This is a genomic window from Burkholderia sp. JP2-270 (genome assembly GCF_003233675.1).
GTDB lineage: Bacteria > Pseudomonadota > Gammaproteobacteria > Burkholderiales > Burkholderiaceae > Burkholderia > Burkholderia pyrrocinia_C.
Genome location: NZ_CP029826.1, coordinates 398,405 through 412,079 on the forward strand (window position 1 = coordinate 398,405; position 13,675 = coordinate 412,079).

A 13,675-nucleotide genomic window follows, 5' to 3' on the forward strand; every position below is an offset into this window, starting at 1 on the left:
AGTCAGGGCCGGGTCAACGCGGCATCGTCAGACTGCACGCTCGTCGCATCGAATGCGGCACCCCTGCCCTGCTTCGAGGAAAACATCATGTGGATCGTCCGGCTCGCGTTGCGCAGGCCCTATACGTTCGTCGTACTCGCGCTGCTGATCTTCATCGCGGGACCGCTCGCGCTCCTGCGCACGCCGACCGACATCTTTCCGAACATCGACATCCCGGTCGTCAGCATCGTCTGGTCGTACAACGGCTTCTCCGCCGAGGACATGGCCAAGCGCATTACGTCGAACTACGAGCGCGCGCTCACGTCCGACGTCGACGACATCGAGCACATCGAATCGCAGTCGCTGAACGGCGTGTCGGTCGTAAAGATCTTCTTCCACCCCGGCGCGGACATCAATCGCGCGATCGCGGAAGCCGCGAGCAATTCCGCGTCGATCCTGCGGATCCTGCCGCCCGGCACGCTGCCGCCGAACATCATCACGTACAACGCGTCGACGGTGCCGATCCTGCAGCTCGGGCTGTCGAGCGACACGCTCGCCGAGCAGCAGCTGTACGACCTCGGCAACAGCTTCATTCGCACGCAGCTCGCGACCGTGCAGGGCGCGGCCGTGCCGCTGCCGTTCGGCGGCAAGATCCGCCAGATCGTCGTCGATCTCGACACGCGCGCGCTGCAGGCGAAGGGGCTCGCGCCGATCGACGTCGTGAACGCGATCAACGCGCAGAACCTGATCCTGCCCGGCGGCACCGCGAAGATCGGCACGCGCGAGTACAACGTGCAGATGAACGGCAGCACGCAGACGGTCGCCGCGCTGAACAACCTGCCGGTGAAGACGATCGGCGGCAGCGTCGTGTATGTGCGCGACGTCGCGCACGTTCGCGACGGCTACGCGCCGCAGACCAACATCGTACGCGCCGACGGCAAGCGCGCGGCGCTGCTGACCGTCGAGAAGACCGGCAGCGCGTCGACGCTGACGATCATCGACCAGGTCAAGGCGATGCTGCCGAAGATCGCGGCCGGCCTGCCGAAGGCGCTGCACATCTCGGCGCTCGGCGATCAGTCGGTGTTCGTGAAGGCGGCGATCCAGGGCGTCGTGCGCGAGGCGCTGATCGCCGCGTGCCTCACCGCGCTGATGATCCTGCTGTTCCTCGGCAGCTGGCGCGCGACGCTGATCATCGCGGTGTCGATTCCGCTCGCGGTGCTGAGCTCGCTGCTCGCGCTCGCCGCACTCGGCCAGACGATCAACATCATGACGCTCGGCGGGCTCGCGCTCGCGGTCGGGATTCTCGTCGACGATGCCACCGTCGCGATCGAGAACATCACGCACCACCTCGAACGCGGCGCGCCGCTCGAAGACGCGATCCTGACCGGCGCGGGAGAAATCGCGGTGCCGACCTTCGTGTCGACGCTGTCGATCTGCATCGTGTTCGTGCCGATGTTCCTGCTCACGGGCGTCGCGCGCTACCTGTTCGTGCCGATGGCCGAGGCGGTGATCTTCGCGATGATCGCGTCGTATTTCTTCTCGCGCACGCTGGTGCCGACGCTCGCGATGGCGCTGATGCGCGCGAAGGGGCACGGCCGGCCGCCGCGCGGCGTGTTCGCGCCCCTCGTGCATTTGGCACGTTTCCAGGCCGCGTTCGAGCATCGCTTCGAGGCAGTGCGGCTGCGCTATCGCGCATTGCTGTCGGCGGCGATCGCGCGCCGCCGCCGTTTCGCCGCGGCCTTCCTGCTCGCGTGCGCCGCGTCGACCGCACTGTTTGCGTTCGCCGGCCAGGATTTCTTCCCGTCGGTCGACACCGGCGAGATCCGCCTGCACCTGCGCGCGCCGACCGGCACGCGGATCGAGGAAACCGCGCGCCTGACCGACGAAGTGGAAGCGCGCATCCACGACGTGATTCCCGCGAACGACATCGCGAGCGTGCTCGACAACATCGGCGTGCCGGTGAGCGGGATCAACCTCACGTACGACTCGTCGGACCCGATCGGCACCGGGGATGCGGACGTGATGATCACGCTGAAGCCGAACCATGCGCCGACCGCCGCCTATGTCGCGAAGCTGCGCAACCTGCTCGCGCAGTCGTTCCCCGGCGTGACGTTCGCGTTCCTGCCGGCCGACATCGTCAGCCAGATCCTCAACTTCGGGCTGCCCGCGCCGATCGACATCCAGATCGTCGGCAACAAGCTCGACCAGAACCGCGCGGTCGCGAACGCGCTGCTCGCGAAGCTGCGCGGCGTGCGCGGCCTCGTCGACGCGCGCATCCAGCAGCCCGGCGACGAGCCGGCCATCAACGTGAACGTGGACCGCACCAAGGCGATCCAGGCCGGCCTCGAACAGCGCGACGTCGCGCAGAACCTGCTGATCGCGCTGTCCGGCAGCTCGCAGACGACGCCGAACTTCTGGCTCGACCCGCGCAACGGCGTCAGCTATCCGCTGCTGGTGCAGACGCCGCAGTATTCGGTCGATTCGCTGCAGGCGCTCGCGAACGTGCCGCTGCCGGCGGGCACCGCGCGCTCGCCGCAGACGCCGGCCGGCGGCCCGGCGGCCGGCGCGCCCGCGCAGAACCTGCTCGGCTCGCTCGGCAGCTTCTCGCGCGCGACGCAGCAGGCGGTCGTGTCGCACTACAACGTGCAGCCGGTGCTCGACATCTTCGCGTCGGTGCAGGGGCGCGATCTCGGCGGCGTCACGACCGACGTGACGAAGCTCGTCGACGCTGCGCGCGCGCAGTTGCCGCCCGGTTCGTCGATCGTGCTGCGCGGCCAGGTGCAGGCGATGCACGAATCGTTTGCCGGGCTGCTCGGCGGCCTCGCGCTCGCGATCGCGCTCGTCTACCTGCTGATGGTCGTCAACTTCCAGTCGTGGCTCGACCCGCTCGCGATCGTCGGCGGCCTGCCCGCGTCGCTCGCCGGCATCGCATGGATGCTGTTCGTCACGCGCACGACGCTGTCGGTGCCCGCGCTGACCGGCACGATCCTGTGCATCGGCATCGCGACCGCGAACAGCATCCTCGTCGTCAACGCGGCGCGCGAGCTGATCGCGGGCGGCGCGTCGCCGTGGCAGGCCGCGCTGGACGCGGGTTTCAGCCGCTTCCGCCCGGTCGTGATGACCGCGCTCGCGATGCTGATCGGCATGCTGCCGATGGCGCTCGGCCTCGGCGACGGCGGCGAACAGAACGCGCCGCTCGGCCGCGCGGTGATCGGCGGGCTGGCGTTCGGCACGCTGTCGACGCTGCTGTTCGTGCCCGTCGTGTTCGGCTTCATCCACGCATGGCTCGACCGGCGCCGCGACGCGGCCGCCACGCGCCTCGCGCAGGACACGCCGGCGCTGCGCTGATCGCGGCTTCACTTCGACTCCCTTCGACTCGCCCGACCCGGAACCCATCATGAACGATTCGACCGAACCTCTCGCCCCGCCGCCGGCCGCCGAAGCGGACACGGCACCGTCAACCGCACGCGACACGGCGCCCGACACCTCGCCGCCGCGCCGCGGCCGCAAGCTGGCCGTCCCGCTTGTCGCGATCGCAGTGGCCGCCGCGCTACTGGCCGCCGGCATCGTGCCGCGCATCGACGCGCGCGCCGCGCAGCGCGTGCAGGTCGCCGCGCAGCAGGCGCTGCCGGTGTCGGTGATCCTGCCTGGCGCGGCGCCCACCGACCAGACGCTGACGCTGCCGGGCGCGGTGATGCCGTACGCGGAAGCATCGATCTATGCGCGCACGAGCGGCTATATCGCGCACTGGAGCGCCGACATCGGCGCGCACGTGAAAGCCGGGCAGACGCTCGCGCAGATCACCGCGCCCGACCTCGACGCGCAGTTGCGGCAGGCGCGCGCCGACGCGGCGACCGCGCAGGCGAACTACGACTACGCGAAATCGACCGCGCAGCGCTGGCAGGACATGCTGAAGACGCAATCGGTGTCGCAGCAGGACACCGACACGAAGGTCGCCGACATGAACGCGAAGCGCGCGATGCTGGCCTCCGCACAGGCGAACGTCGCGCACCTGACCGAGCTGGTGTCGTACGAATCGGTCGCGGCGCCGTTCGACGGCGTGATCACCGCGCGCAACGTCGACGTCGGCACGCTCGTCACCGCGGGCGGCACGCCGGGCAGCCCCGGCCTGTCCGGCGAGCTGTTCCATCTCGAACAGACCGGCACGCTGCGCGTGTTCGTCGACGTGCCGCAGGACAGCGCGGCAGGCGTGACGACCGGCACGTCCGTCTACCTGACCACGCAGCAGTATCCGGGGCGGCGCTTCGCCGCGCGCGTCGCGCGCAGCGCCGGCGCGATCGATCCGGTCACGCGCACGCTGCGCGTCGAGATCGACGTCGACAATGGCGACGGCGCGCTGCTGCCCGGCGCGTATGCGCAGGCGCACCTGCTCGTGCCGAGCGCGGCCCCGGCGTTCGAGCTGCCGGTCAGCGCGCTGCTGTTCAGGCCGAACGGCGTGACGATCGCGACCGTCGCCGCGAATGGCACCACCGCGCTGAAGACCGTGCAGATCGGGCGCGATTTCGGCACGCGCGTCGAGATCGTGTCGGGACTCGCCGCGAGCGATCGCGTAATCGACAACCCGGGCGATTCGATCGCCGCCGGCGAGACCGTGAAGATCATGTCGGCCGCACCGGCGGTGCAAACGGGCCCGGTAACCGGTGCGACGGCAGCGTCTGGCGGGGCTGCGTCGACGCCCGTCGCCGTCGCGGTGCCGGCTTCGATGCCGGCAGCAGCTTCTACACACGCCCGAGGTTGATCCACCCATGAAAACCAGCGAGATATCCGTCATGCGCTTCGTTCGTCCGCTTCCGTTCGCCCGCCGCGTCGTCGTGCTCGGCGTCGCCGCCGCGTTGGCCGCGTTGTCCGCATGCTCGACATTGCCGCCCTATTCGCCGCCCGCCGTCGCGGTGCCCGCGCACTATGCGGGCATACCGGCTTCGGGCATACCGGCTTCGAGCACCCCCGCCGCCCAGCCGGGCTGGAACGTCGCGGCGCCGTCCGATGCCGCGCCGCGCGGCCCGTGGTGGACCGTCTTCGACGATGCCGGCCTGAACACGCTCGAAGCGCGTGTCGACGTGTCGAACCAGACCGTGAAGAAAGCCGTCGCCGATCTCCAGCAGGCGCGCGCGATGGTCGACTATCAACATGCGGGGTTCCTGCCGACCGTCACGGCCGGCGTCGCGCAGAGCCGCGCGCGCGTGTCGCGGAACAGGCTCGGCTCGTCGCTCGCCGGTAAAACAACCCCCGACTATCAGGCCGGCGTGGCCGCAAGCTGGGAGCCCGACCTGTTCGGCCGCGTACGCGACGCGGTGACGGGTGCGCAAGCGAACGCCGACGCGAGCGCGGCCGACCTGCAGGCCGTGAAGCTGTCGGTCACGGCCACGCTCGCGACCGACTATTTCGCGCTGCGCTCGCTCGATACGCAGAAGCAGCTGCTCGACGATACGGTGCGTGCGTATGCGGATGCACTGAAGCTCTTGAAACAGCAGCTCGCGGCCGGCGCGATCGACGCGTCGGCGGTCGCGCAGGCCGAGACGCAACTGGAAGCGGCGCGCACGCAGGACACCGACATCGATGCGTCGCGTGCGCAGCTCCAGCACGCGATCGCGACGCTCGTCGGCGAAAGCGCGTCGACATTCGCGCTGCCGCCGCGCGTGCAAGCGTTCGACGTGCCGGCAATCCCGGCCGGCGTGCCGTCGCAACTGCTCGAACGGCGGCCCGACATCGCGGCGGCCGAACGCCGCGTCGCGGCCGCGAACGCGCAGATCGGCGAGGCCCGCGCCGCGTTCTTTCCCGATCTCGTGCTGTCGGCGAGCGCCGGGCTCGAAAGCGGGTTCTTCGCGCCGTGGCTCACCGCGCCCAGCCTGTTCTGGTCGCTCGGCTCGCAGCTCGCCGGCACGCTGTTCGACGGCGGCCGCCGCAGCGCGTCGCTGCGCGGCGCGCATGCGCAATACGACAGTACGGTCGCCGATTACCGGCAAACCGTGCTGGTTGCGTTCCAGCAGGTCGAGGATCAGTTGTCCGCGCTCGATGCGCTCGCGTCGGAAGCCGGCAGCCAGCAGCGCGCGACCGATGCGGCCGACCTGTCGCTGCGGCTGACGACCAACCGCTTCAACGCGGGTGCCGTCAGCTACCTCGATGTCGTGACCGCGCAGACGATCGCACTGACGAACCGGCGCCTGGCCGACCAGATCGCCGCGCGCCGGATGGAGGCCGCGGTCGGCTTGCTGACCGCGCTGGGCGGCGGCTGGCATACGGGTGCGGGTGCGGACGCATCCGCCGCCGCGCACACGGCCGCTACGCCGTCGGCGTCTTGATGAACGTCAGGATGAACCGCGTGCCGCCCGCGTCGCTTTCGGCGCGTGCGGTGCCGCCGTGCAGTTCCATCACCGAACGCACGATTGCAAGGCCGAGCCCGGCCGTGCCGCCCGGCACGCCGCCGCTGCGCGCGGGGTCGCCGCGCACGAAGCGGTCGAAGATGCGCGGCAGCAGCGCGGGATCGATCGGTTCGCCCGGGTTCGACACGACCACGTACACCGCGTCCGCCGTTTCGTCGACGCGCAGCACGATCACGCCGCCCGCCGGCGTATAGCGCAGCGCGTTCGCGAGCAGGTTGCTGACCGCGCGGCGAAACAGTTCGAGATCGGCGGTCAGCCGGCCGTGGCCGTCGACGCGCAGCGTCGAACCGGCTTCGTCGGCGAGCCCTTCGAAATAGCCGGCGATGCGCTCCAGTTCGTCGTGCACGTCGAATGCGCGCTGCCGCGTGACGAAGCCGGGATGCTCGGCGCGCGCGAGAAACAGCACGTTCTCGATCATCCGTGCGAGACGGTCGTATTCCTCGAGATTCGATTCGAGCAGCGCCTGGTATTCGTCGACGGAACGCGGCCGCGCCAGCGCCACCTCGGTCGCGCCGCGCATGTTGTTCAGCGGCGTGCGCAGGTCGTGCGCGAGATCCGCGCTGAATTGCGACAGGTGCCCGAACGCCTGCTGCAGGCGGCCGAGCATCGCGTTCTGCGCGTCGACCAGCGCCGTCAGCTCGCGCGGCGCGCGCGATGCATCGAGCCGCGTATCGAGCTTGTCGACGGTGATCCGGCCCGTGTTCGTGACGATCTCGCGCAGCGGCGCGAGCGTCTTGCGGATCAGCCAGTAGCTGAGCAGCATCGCGAACAGCGCGCCCAGGCCGCCGGCGATCTTCAGCTTGTCGCGGTAGCCGTCGAGCAGTTCGGCGCGATCGCTCATGTTGCGCGCGATCGCGATCCGGATCTTCGTACGGTCGCGCAGCGCGGCCTCGGCGACGACGCCGCGCACGGGCGTGCCGCCGTCGGCGGTCCACGTCGCGATCCGGTCGGCGGTAATCCGTTCGTTCGCGGGCACGGGCGTCGCGTGTGGCGGAAACAGTTCGGCATCGGGCAATGCAGGCAGCGCGGGCGACGATGCACCGGCGGCCGTTCCGGGCGGATCCTCGAGTTCGGTCCGCTCGACGTTGTGGCGCGCGAGCACGTTGCCCTGACGGTCGACGACGGCCAGCGACAGCGCCTCGTTGCCGAGCACCTGGCTCGTCAGCCGGTCCGCATGCGCGCGCACCGCGTCGAGCGAATCGAGTTCGCCCGCCAGCCGGCGCGTATGCCGCGCGGCGAGCACGATGTCGAGGTCGTCCTGCGTGCTCACCTGCCGCTCGAGGCCGGTGTACACGTACGTGCCGACGAGCGTAAAGACGGCGAGCATGGTCGCGCCGAACGCGAGCGCGAGTGTCGCGCCGAGCGAGCGGCCGAGCGTCATGCGGCGCCCTTCGGTTCGAGCACGTAACCGACGCCGCGCACCGTATGGATCAGCTTGACCGCGAAATCGTCGTCGATCTTCGCGCGCAGCCGCCGGATCGCGACTTCGACGACATTGGTATCGCTGTCGAAATTCATGTCCCACACATACGACGCGATCTGCGTGCGGCTCAGCACTTCGCCCTGCCTGCGCGCGAGCAGCTGCAGCAGCGAGAATTCGCGCGGCGTCAGGTCGACCCGCACGGTGCCGCGCTTCACGCGGCGGCGCACGACGTCGATCTCCAGGTCGCCCACCGAAATGCGCTCCGTCTCGCGCGGCGGCCCGCGGCGCGCGAGCGTGCGGATGCGCGCGAGCAGCTCGACGAACGCGAACGGCTTCACGAGGTAGTCGTCGGCGCCGAGTTCGAGGCCGTGCACGCGGTCCTGCACATCGTCGCGCGCGGTCAGGAACAGCACGGGCGTCGCGTGCGTGTCGCGCAGCCGCTTCAGCACGCTCCAGCCGTCGAGCACGGGCAGCATCACGTCGAGCACGATCACGTCGTAGCTTTCTTCCTGCGCGAGTGTCAGGCCCTCGCCGCCGTCCTTCGCGAGATCGACGCTGAAGCCGGATTCCTCGAGCCCTTTCTTCAGGTACGCGCCGGTCTTCGGTTCGTCTTCGACTATCAGGATGCGCATGATCGGCTCCGTCGCATTCGGTGGTGACATGCGCCGATGTTACCGGGAAACGGCGCGGGCGAACCGCATCGTGCGGGCGCGCCACGGCCGGATTACGAAACTGTAATCGGCGGGTCAGGGTGGTGACGGCCGCGGCGACCAGAATTCGAAGCGTGGGCCCATCCCCACTCGCCCGTTCGTTCATCTGCCCAGGAGCCATCATGAAACTCGTCGCTGCTTTCGTCGTTGCCACGTTGAGCCTGCCGTTCGGCACGCAGGCCTTCGCCCAGTCCGCGCAGGCGCCGCTCACGCGCGCCGAAGTGCGCCAGCAACTGATCGATGCCGAAGCCGACGGCCTGCTGCCGTCGAACCGGAACGACTATCCGCCGTCGCACGCGGAGATCGCGCGAAATCGCCAGATTTACGCGACCCAGCATCACGACGCGACGCCGATCGCGACGGCTTCGGCCGACAATTGATCGCGGCACGTAACCGGCATCCGGCCGACGGCCGGATGTCGTGCCGGCCCCGGATGCGCGCGCGCCCGATGCCGAGGTCGGCGCACCGGCCGGTTTCTTCATCGCCAGGCTATCCAGGGCCGAGCGGCACGCGCCGGTCGAACGATCGCGCCTGGCACGCCGCGGGTTCGTTTACGGCCCGTTCGGCCCTTCGATATCGATGCACCAACCGCTGCGACGACGCGTTTGCGCACGCCGTGTCGGTATCGCTGTTCGGCGGCACGACGCCGCTCGTCACCGCGTGGCTGGTCGATCGCACCGGCGACCTGATGATGCCCGCTTACTACCTGATGGGCGCGTCGTTCATCGGCATCGTGTCGGTGCTCGCGCTGCGCGAGACCGCGCGCCAGCCGCTGCCCGGTTCCGGGCCGTGCGTGTCGAGCCGCGCGGAAGCGCTGAGTCTCGTTCGCGGCGGTGCCGAAGAAGCCCGGGTGCAAGGGAGGAAGTTCACGCCGGTCAGCGAGCGCGCGTGACGCGGTTCGGCGTGATGCGACGCCGCGCGGCAGGTGCCGCCTGCGTCGCCCGCGTGTGCTTCTTCAGTTCGACGACAACCGCTGCCCTTCGAACCAGTCGAGCAGCGCGCGCGTGACGAACGCGGGATTTTCCAGATTCGAGATGTGGCCGGCGTCCGGCACCAGCGCATGCGCGCAGCCGATCACGCTCGCCATCTTCACGGTTTCCGACGGCGGGCGCGCCATGTCGCCCGCGCCGCACATCAGCAGCGTGCGTTCGGCGTCCAGGCCGGCGAGCGCCGACAGCGTGTCGGGCCGGCCGAAGATCAACCGGCCGAGCGGGACGATCGATTGCCGCAGCCGGTCGGCGGGCAAGTTCGCCAACGCGTCGCGAAATGCGGTCGGCACCGGGTCCGCCGGATTAGCGTCCGGCCGGAAGAACAGCGGCACGATCGCATCGAGCAGCGGCGGCGCGATGCGGCCCGCGGCGGCGATCGCATCGAGCATCCCGAAGTAGCGCATGCGCGTCGCGTCGGGCTCGGCTTCCAGCGACGCATCCATCAGCACAAGCGAGCGCACGCGCTGCGGTTCGCGCAATGCAAGCCGCGCGCCCCACATGCCGCCAACGCTGAGCCCGACGACCGCGCATTGTTCGATTTCCAGCGCGTCGAGCAGCGCGCTCGCGTGCGCGGCGAGATCGTCGAGCGTCTGCGTGCCTTCCGGCACTGCGCCCGATGCGCCATGCCCCCACAGGTCCGGCACGATCACGCGATACTTGCGCGACAGCGCGTCGATCTGCGGCGCCCACATCGCCGCGTCCCACAGATAGCTGTGCCCGAGCAGCACCGGAAATCCGGTGCCGTGGTCCTGGTAATGCAGGGTACTGCCATGAATGGTGCGTGCGGGCATGTCGTCTCCGGGTATCGATACGATCGGCAGCGTTCTGCGACGAACGCGAAGCGGCGCATCATCGCACAGGTTGCGGCCGAACATCGATTCCCTGACGGCCGCGACGCTGCTCGAACTCGGCGTCGCCGCGCCGTCGTGGAGCGTCGGCGTCGGACTCGGCGCACGCATCGCGGCGATGGCCGCGCATGCGGTCGAACGCCGGCGCCGCCCCGCGTTCGGCGTCAACAGCGCAACCGCGCGACGGCTGCTGGCATGACGCATGACGCGTCGCCCGCTGTTTCGACGAAGGAGAAAACCCGGATGAAATCGACCAATCCCATAACCGACTACCTTTTGCACGCGAGCAATTTCCTGCCGGCGATCGTGTTCCTGTTCTACGGCCGGCTCGGGCCCGAACAGCCGGACCTGCGCTGGACGCACGCGTTCCTGATCGGCGGTGTGCTCGCGATCGTGCACGGCGCCTGGCTGATCCGCCGCGCGGACCGCAACAGCATCGCGATCGGCGTGGACCCGTTCCTCGTGATCGGCGCCGTGCTCGCGATCGTGTCGCCCGCGGGTAGCCGTCTATGGGGAGAGGAACTCGGTCCGGCCGCGATGCTCGTCTGCGTGCTGGTGGTCGGCATCGTGCATATCGCGTGGTCGGACGGCGGTTTCGTCGACGGCACGTTCGTCGATCACGCGCGGGCGCGTTCGCTGTCGCTCGTCCTGCTCGCCGTCGCGGCCGTCGCGCTCGCGGTGTCGATCGCGATGCGGCACAGCCCGCCGTGGGGCGGTGTGGTGCCGCTGATCGCGCTGGTCGTCGTGCGCGGCCGCCTGCGCAAGCAATGCCGCCCGCTCTTCGCCAGTCAGTTCGTCCCGTCGTACGTGACGATCTCCACCCAGTTCGCGCCCTTGCCGACCGGGTATTTGCCGATCTCGTCGAGGCGGCCCGTGCCGCGGTCGATCCGGTAGACGGCAAGCGCCGGCGACAACTGCCCGGCCGCGAGCAGATAGTTGCCCGACGGGTCGATGCCGAAGCCGCGCGGCTGCTTCTCGGTGGCGAACGTGCCGATCCGCGCGAGCTTGCCCGACGCGGCGTCGACGCGATACGCGGCGAGCGTGCTCGACGTGCGCTCCGACGCATACAGGAATCGCCCGTCCGGCGTCAGGTGCAGATCGGCGCCCCACGGCTTGTCGCCATGAAAATCCGGCGGCAGGATCGACATGGTCTGGATCGGCCGTACATCGGCGCCGCCGTGCGACAGCGCGAGCACGTGCAGCTTGCCGTCGAGTTCGTCGATCAGGTATGCAACGCGCCCGTTCGACGAAAACACGAAATGGCGCGGGCCGGATTTCTCCGGCAGCCGGTACGCCGGCGTCGCGACGTCGGTCAGCGTCCCCGTCGACGCATCGAACGGCAACCGCAGCCACGCATCGGCGCCGAGCACCGACGCGAACGCGTGGCGGCCGTCCGGGGATTGGCGGATTGCGTGCGCCATCGGGCCGGTCTTCACCGTCTGCTGCACGTCGCCCGCGACGCCGTTCTCGCCGATCCGGTTCACTGCGAGCAGGTTGCCGCCATACGACGCCGAAAACAGATAGCGGCCCGACGCATCCGTCGACACATAAGCCATGCTGTCCGCGAGCGGTGCGCGGCCGAGCTCGATCAGCCGTCCGTCGAGCGGGTTGATCGCGAAGCTGACGACGCGGTACGGCGTCGAGCGCAGCGCAGCATAGAGGCGATGATGATCGGGCGACAGCGTCATCGGCATCACGGTGCCGCCGACCGGCACGGTTTCGATCGCGGTCAGCGCGCCGTTCGACGTGTCGACGCCGAACACCGAGATGTCGCGGCTGTCGCCGTTCGATACGTACGCATACGTCGCCGCGTGCGCGAGCGACGCGACCATCCCGAATGCGGCCACCGCAACGACGCGCCGGAGCGTTTTCGTGTTCATGAGTCTTCAGGTGAAGGAAAGGGAACGACCCATGCGATTGCGGCGCCGGACAACCTCGGTCGTCCGGCGCCGCGACGGGCGAAGCGCGCGATCAGAACACCGCGTGCCCGCTGATGACGCTCGGCAGCCAGGTCGAGAAGAACGGCATGTACGTCACGATGTTGATCGCACTGAAGATCGCGAGGTAATACGGCCACGCCATCTTCGTGGTCTCGCCGATCGACACGTTGCCGATCGCGCAGCCGACGAACTGCACCGAGCCGATCGGCGGATGCACGAGGCCGAGCGAGCAGTTCAGCAGCAGCATGATCCCGAACTGCACCGGCCCGACGCCGCACGCCATCGCGATCGGCAGGAACAGCGGCGTCGTGATCAGGATGTGCGCGGCCATGTCGACGAACGTGCCGAGGAACACCTGGATGATGTTGATGTACAGCAGCATCAGCCAAGGCGCTGCGGTCGACTGCTTCAGCAGCCCTTCGATCGCATCCGGAATCTCCAGGTACGACATCTGGAAGCGCAGCATGTTGGACACCGCGATCAGCAGCAGCACGACGCCCGTCGTACGCGCCGCATGCGACAGCGCGCGGCGCAGCTTCTCGAGCGTCAGCGTGCGGTAGACGATCGCGGTCAGCACGAGCGAGTACACGACGGCGATCGCGGCCGCTTCGGTCGCAGTCGCAATCCCCTTCGCGACGCACACGAGGATGATCGCGATCACCATCAGCCCGGGCACCGCGCCGACGAAGCTGCGCAGCACCGCATACCAGCCGGGAAACGCGGGCAGCGCGGACGAGCCGTCCGCACGGCGCGGATAGCCGTGACGCACGGCCTGCCAGTACGCGGCCGCGAGCACGAAGCCCATCACCCACAGCACGGGCAGCAGCCCCGAGAACAGCAGGTCGCCGATCGACACGCCGCTCACCGGCTGGCCGTGCAGCATCCCCGTGATCCCCTGCGCGGCGAACGCATAGATGATCATGTTGGTCGACGTCGGCATCAGCGCGCCGGCAAGCGACGCATGCGTCGTCACGTTGACCGCGTACGCGGCGCTGTAGCCTTCGCGCTTCATCAGCGGGATCACCACGCCGCCCATCGCCGACGTATCGGCGGTCGGCGAGCACGACACGCCGCCGAACAGCGTGCACGCGACGACGTTCGCCATCCCGAGGCCGCCGCGGAAATGGCCGACGGTCGCCTGCGCGAAGCGCAGGATCCGGTCCGCGATGCCGCCGTGCAGCATCAGCTCGCCGGAGAAGATGAAGAACGGCACCGCGAGGAACGAGAATGCGTTCATCCCCGAGATCATCGCCTGCATCGCGGTCGCGATCGGCAAGCCTTCGACCATATAGGTCAGCACGCAGGCTATCCCGAGCGCGAACGACACGGGTACGCCGAGCACGAGGAAAATCAGAAAACTGACGGACAGGATCGCGAGTTCCATG

Annotated in this window: 10 protein-coding genes and 2 pseudogenes; 7 read left to right on the forward strand and 5 right to left on the reverse strand. The window is 69.2% G+C overall.

Annotated elements, in window-relative coordinates; translation table 11 throughout:
- The first annotated feature begins 87 nt into the window (after positions 1-87).
- From DM992_RS34445 to DM992_RS34455, 3 genes are read left to right on the forward strand one after another with little or no spacing between them, the layout of a single operon-like run.
- On the forward strand, positions 88-3,327 hold the full coding sequence (locus tag DM992_RS34445) for an efflux RND transporter permease subunit (protein ID WP_111020749.1): 3,240 nt from the start codon (positions 88-90) through the stop codon (positions 3,325-3,327).
- 49 nt (positions 3,328-3,376) lie between these two features.
- Entirely contained in the window at positions 3,377-4,738 is a 1,362-nt protein-coding gene (locus DM992_RS34450) for an efflux RND transporter periplasmic adaptor subunit (protein ID WP_111020750.1), read from the forward strand.
- Positions 4,739-4,769: 31 nt separating this feature from the next.
- Positions 4,770-6,299: an efflux transporter outer membrane subunit gene (locus DM992_RS34455; protein WP_111020751.1), complete on the forward strand. Its 1,530-nt coding sequence runs from the start codon at positions 4,770-4,772 to the stop codon at positions 6,297-6,299.
- On the opposite strand, the gene DM992_RS34460 is transcribed toward DM992_RS34455, so the two are convergent.
- Complete coding sequence (locus DM992_RS34460; protein ID WP_111020752.1) at positions 6,280-7,761, reverse strand: heavy metal sensor histidine kinase; 1,482 nt, start codon at positions 7,759-7,761, stop codon at positions 6,280-6,282. The genes DM992_RS34455 and DM992_RS34460 overlap by 20 nt on opposite strands.
- On the reverse strand, positions 7,758-8,435 hold the full coding sequence (locus DM992_RS34465) for a heavy metal response regulator transcription factor (protein WP_111021596.1): 678 nt from the start codon (positions 8,433-8,435) through the stop codon (positions 7,758-7,760). The genes DM992_RS34460 and DM992_RS34465 overlap by 4 nt, the downstream gene beginning before the upstream one ends.
- A gap of 200 nt (positions 8,436-8,635) precedes the next feature.
- On the opposite strand from DM992_RS34465, the gene DM992_RS34470 reads away from it, so the two are divergent.
- Entirely contained in the window at positions 8,636-8,893 is a 258-nt protein-coding gene (locus DM992_RS34470) for a DUF4148 domain-containing protein (RefSeq protein WP_111020753.1), read from the forward strand.
- A 236-nt stretch (positions 8,894-9,129) separates the two neighbouring features.
- A pseudogene (locus DM992_RS34475) lies at positions 9,130-9,405 on the forward strand (MFS transporter); the annotation flags it as partial.
- Positions 9,406-9,468: 63 nt separating this feature from the next.
- Here DM992_RS34475 and DM992_RS34480 read toward each other — a convergent pair.
- Positions 9,469-10,293, reverse strand: coding sequence for an alpha/beta fold hydrolase (locus DM992_RS34480; protein ID WP_111020754.1), 825 nt, complete (start codon positions 10,291-10,293; stop codon positions 9,469-9,471).
- A 70-nt stretch (positions 10,294-10,363) separates the two neighbouring features.
- Between DM992_RS34480 and DM992_RS34485 the strand changes: the two are divergent.
- Positions 10,364-10,549, forward strand: a pseudogene (locus DM992_RS34485) (citrate/2-methylcitrate synthase); the annotation flags it as partial.
- 44 nt (positions 10,550-10,593) lie between these two features.
- Positions 10,594-11,244: a permease gene (locus DM992_RS34490; protein ID WP_239511521.1), complete on the forward strand. Its 651-nt coding sequence runs from the start codon at positions 10,594-10,596 to the stop codon at positions 11,242-11,244.
- On the opposite strand, the gene DM992_RS34495 is transcribed toward DM992_RS34490, so the two are convergent.
- Positions 11,139-12,230: a beta-propeller fold lactonase family protein gene (locus DM992_RS34495; protein WP_111020755.1), complete on the reverse strand. Its 1,092-nt coding sequence runs from the start codon at positions 12,228-12,230 to the stop codon at positions 11,139-11,141. The two genes, DM992_RS34490 and DM992_RS34495, sit on opposite strands and share 106 nt — an antisense overlap.
- Positions 12,231-12,321: 91 nt before the next feature.
- Complete coding sequence (locus DM992_RS34500) at positions 12,322-13,674, reverse strand: TRAP transporter large permease (protein ID WP_111020756.1); 1,353 nt, start codon at positions 13,672-13,674, stop codon at positions 12,322-12,324.
- Position 13,675 lies beyond the last annotated feature (1 nt).

Excerpts from the sequence above, each read along its gene's own strand:
- DM992_RS34470 (WP_111020753.1), top strand. The coding sequence starts at position 8,636 with ATGAAACTCGTCGCTGCTTTCGTCGTTGCCACGTTGAGCCTGCCGTTC.
- DM992_RS34460 (WP_111020752.1), bottom strand. The coding sequence starts at position 7,761 with ATGACGCTCGGCCGCTCGCTCGGCGCGACACTCGCGCTCGCGTTCGGC.
- DM992_RS34465 (WP_111021596.1), bottom strand. The coding sequence starts at position 8,435 with ATGCGCATCCTGATAGTCGAAGACGAACCGAAGACCGGCGCGTACCTG.
- DM992_RS34490 (WP_239511521.1), top strand. The coding sequence starts at position 10,594 with ATGAAATCGACCAATCCCATAACCGACTACCTTTTGCACGCGAGCAAT.
- DM992_RS34500 (WP_111020756.1), bottom strand. The coding sequence starts at position 13,674 with ATGGAACTCGCGATCCTGTCCGTCAGTTTTCTGATTTTCCTCGTGCTC.
- DM992_RS34455 (WP_111020751.1), top strand. The coding sequence starts at position 4,770 with ATGCGCTTCGTTCGTCCGCTTCCGTTCGCCCGCCGCGTCGTCGTGCTC.
- DM992_RS34480 (WP_111020754.1), bottom strand. The coding sequence starts at position 10,293 with ATGCCCGCACGCACCATTCATGGCAGTACCCTGCATTACCAGGACCAC.
- DM992_RS34445 (WP_111020749.1), top strand. The coding sequence starts at position 88 with ATGTGGATCGTCCGGCTCGCGTTGCGCAGGCCCTATACGTTCGTCGTA.
- DM992_RS34495 (WP_111020755.1), bottom strand. The coding sequence starts at position 12,230 with ATGAACACGAAAACGCTCCGGCGCGTCGTTGCGGTGGCCGCATTCGGG.
- DM992_RS34450 (WP_111020750.1), top strand. The coding sequence starts at position 3,377 with ATGAACGATTCGACCGAACCTCTCGCCCCGCCGCCGGCCGCCGAAGCG.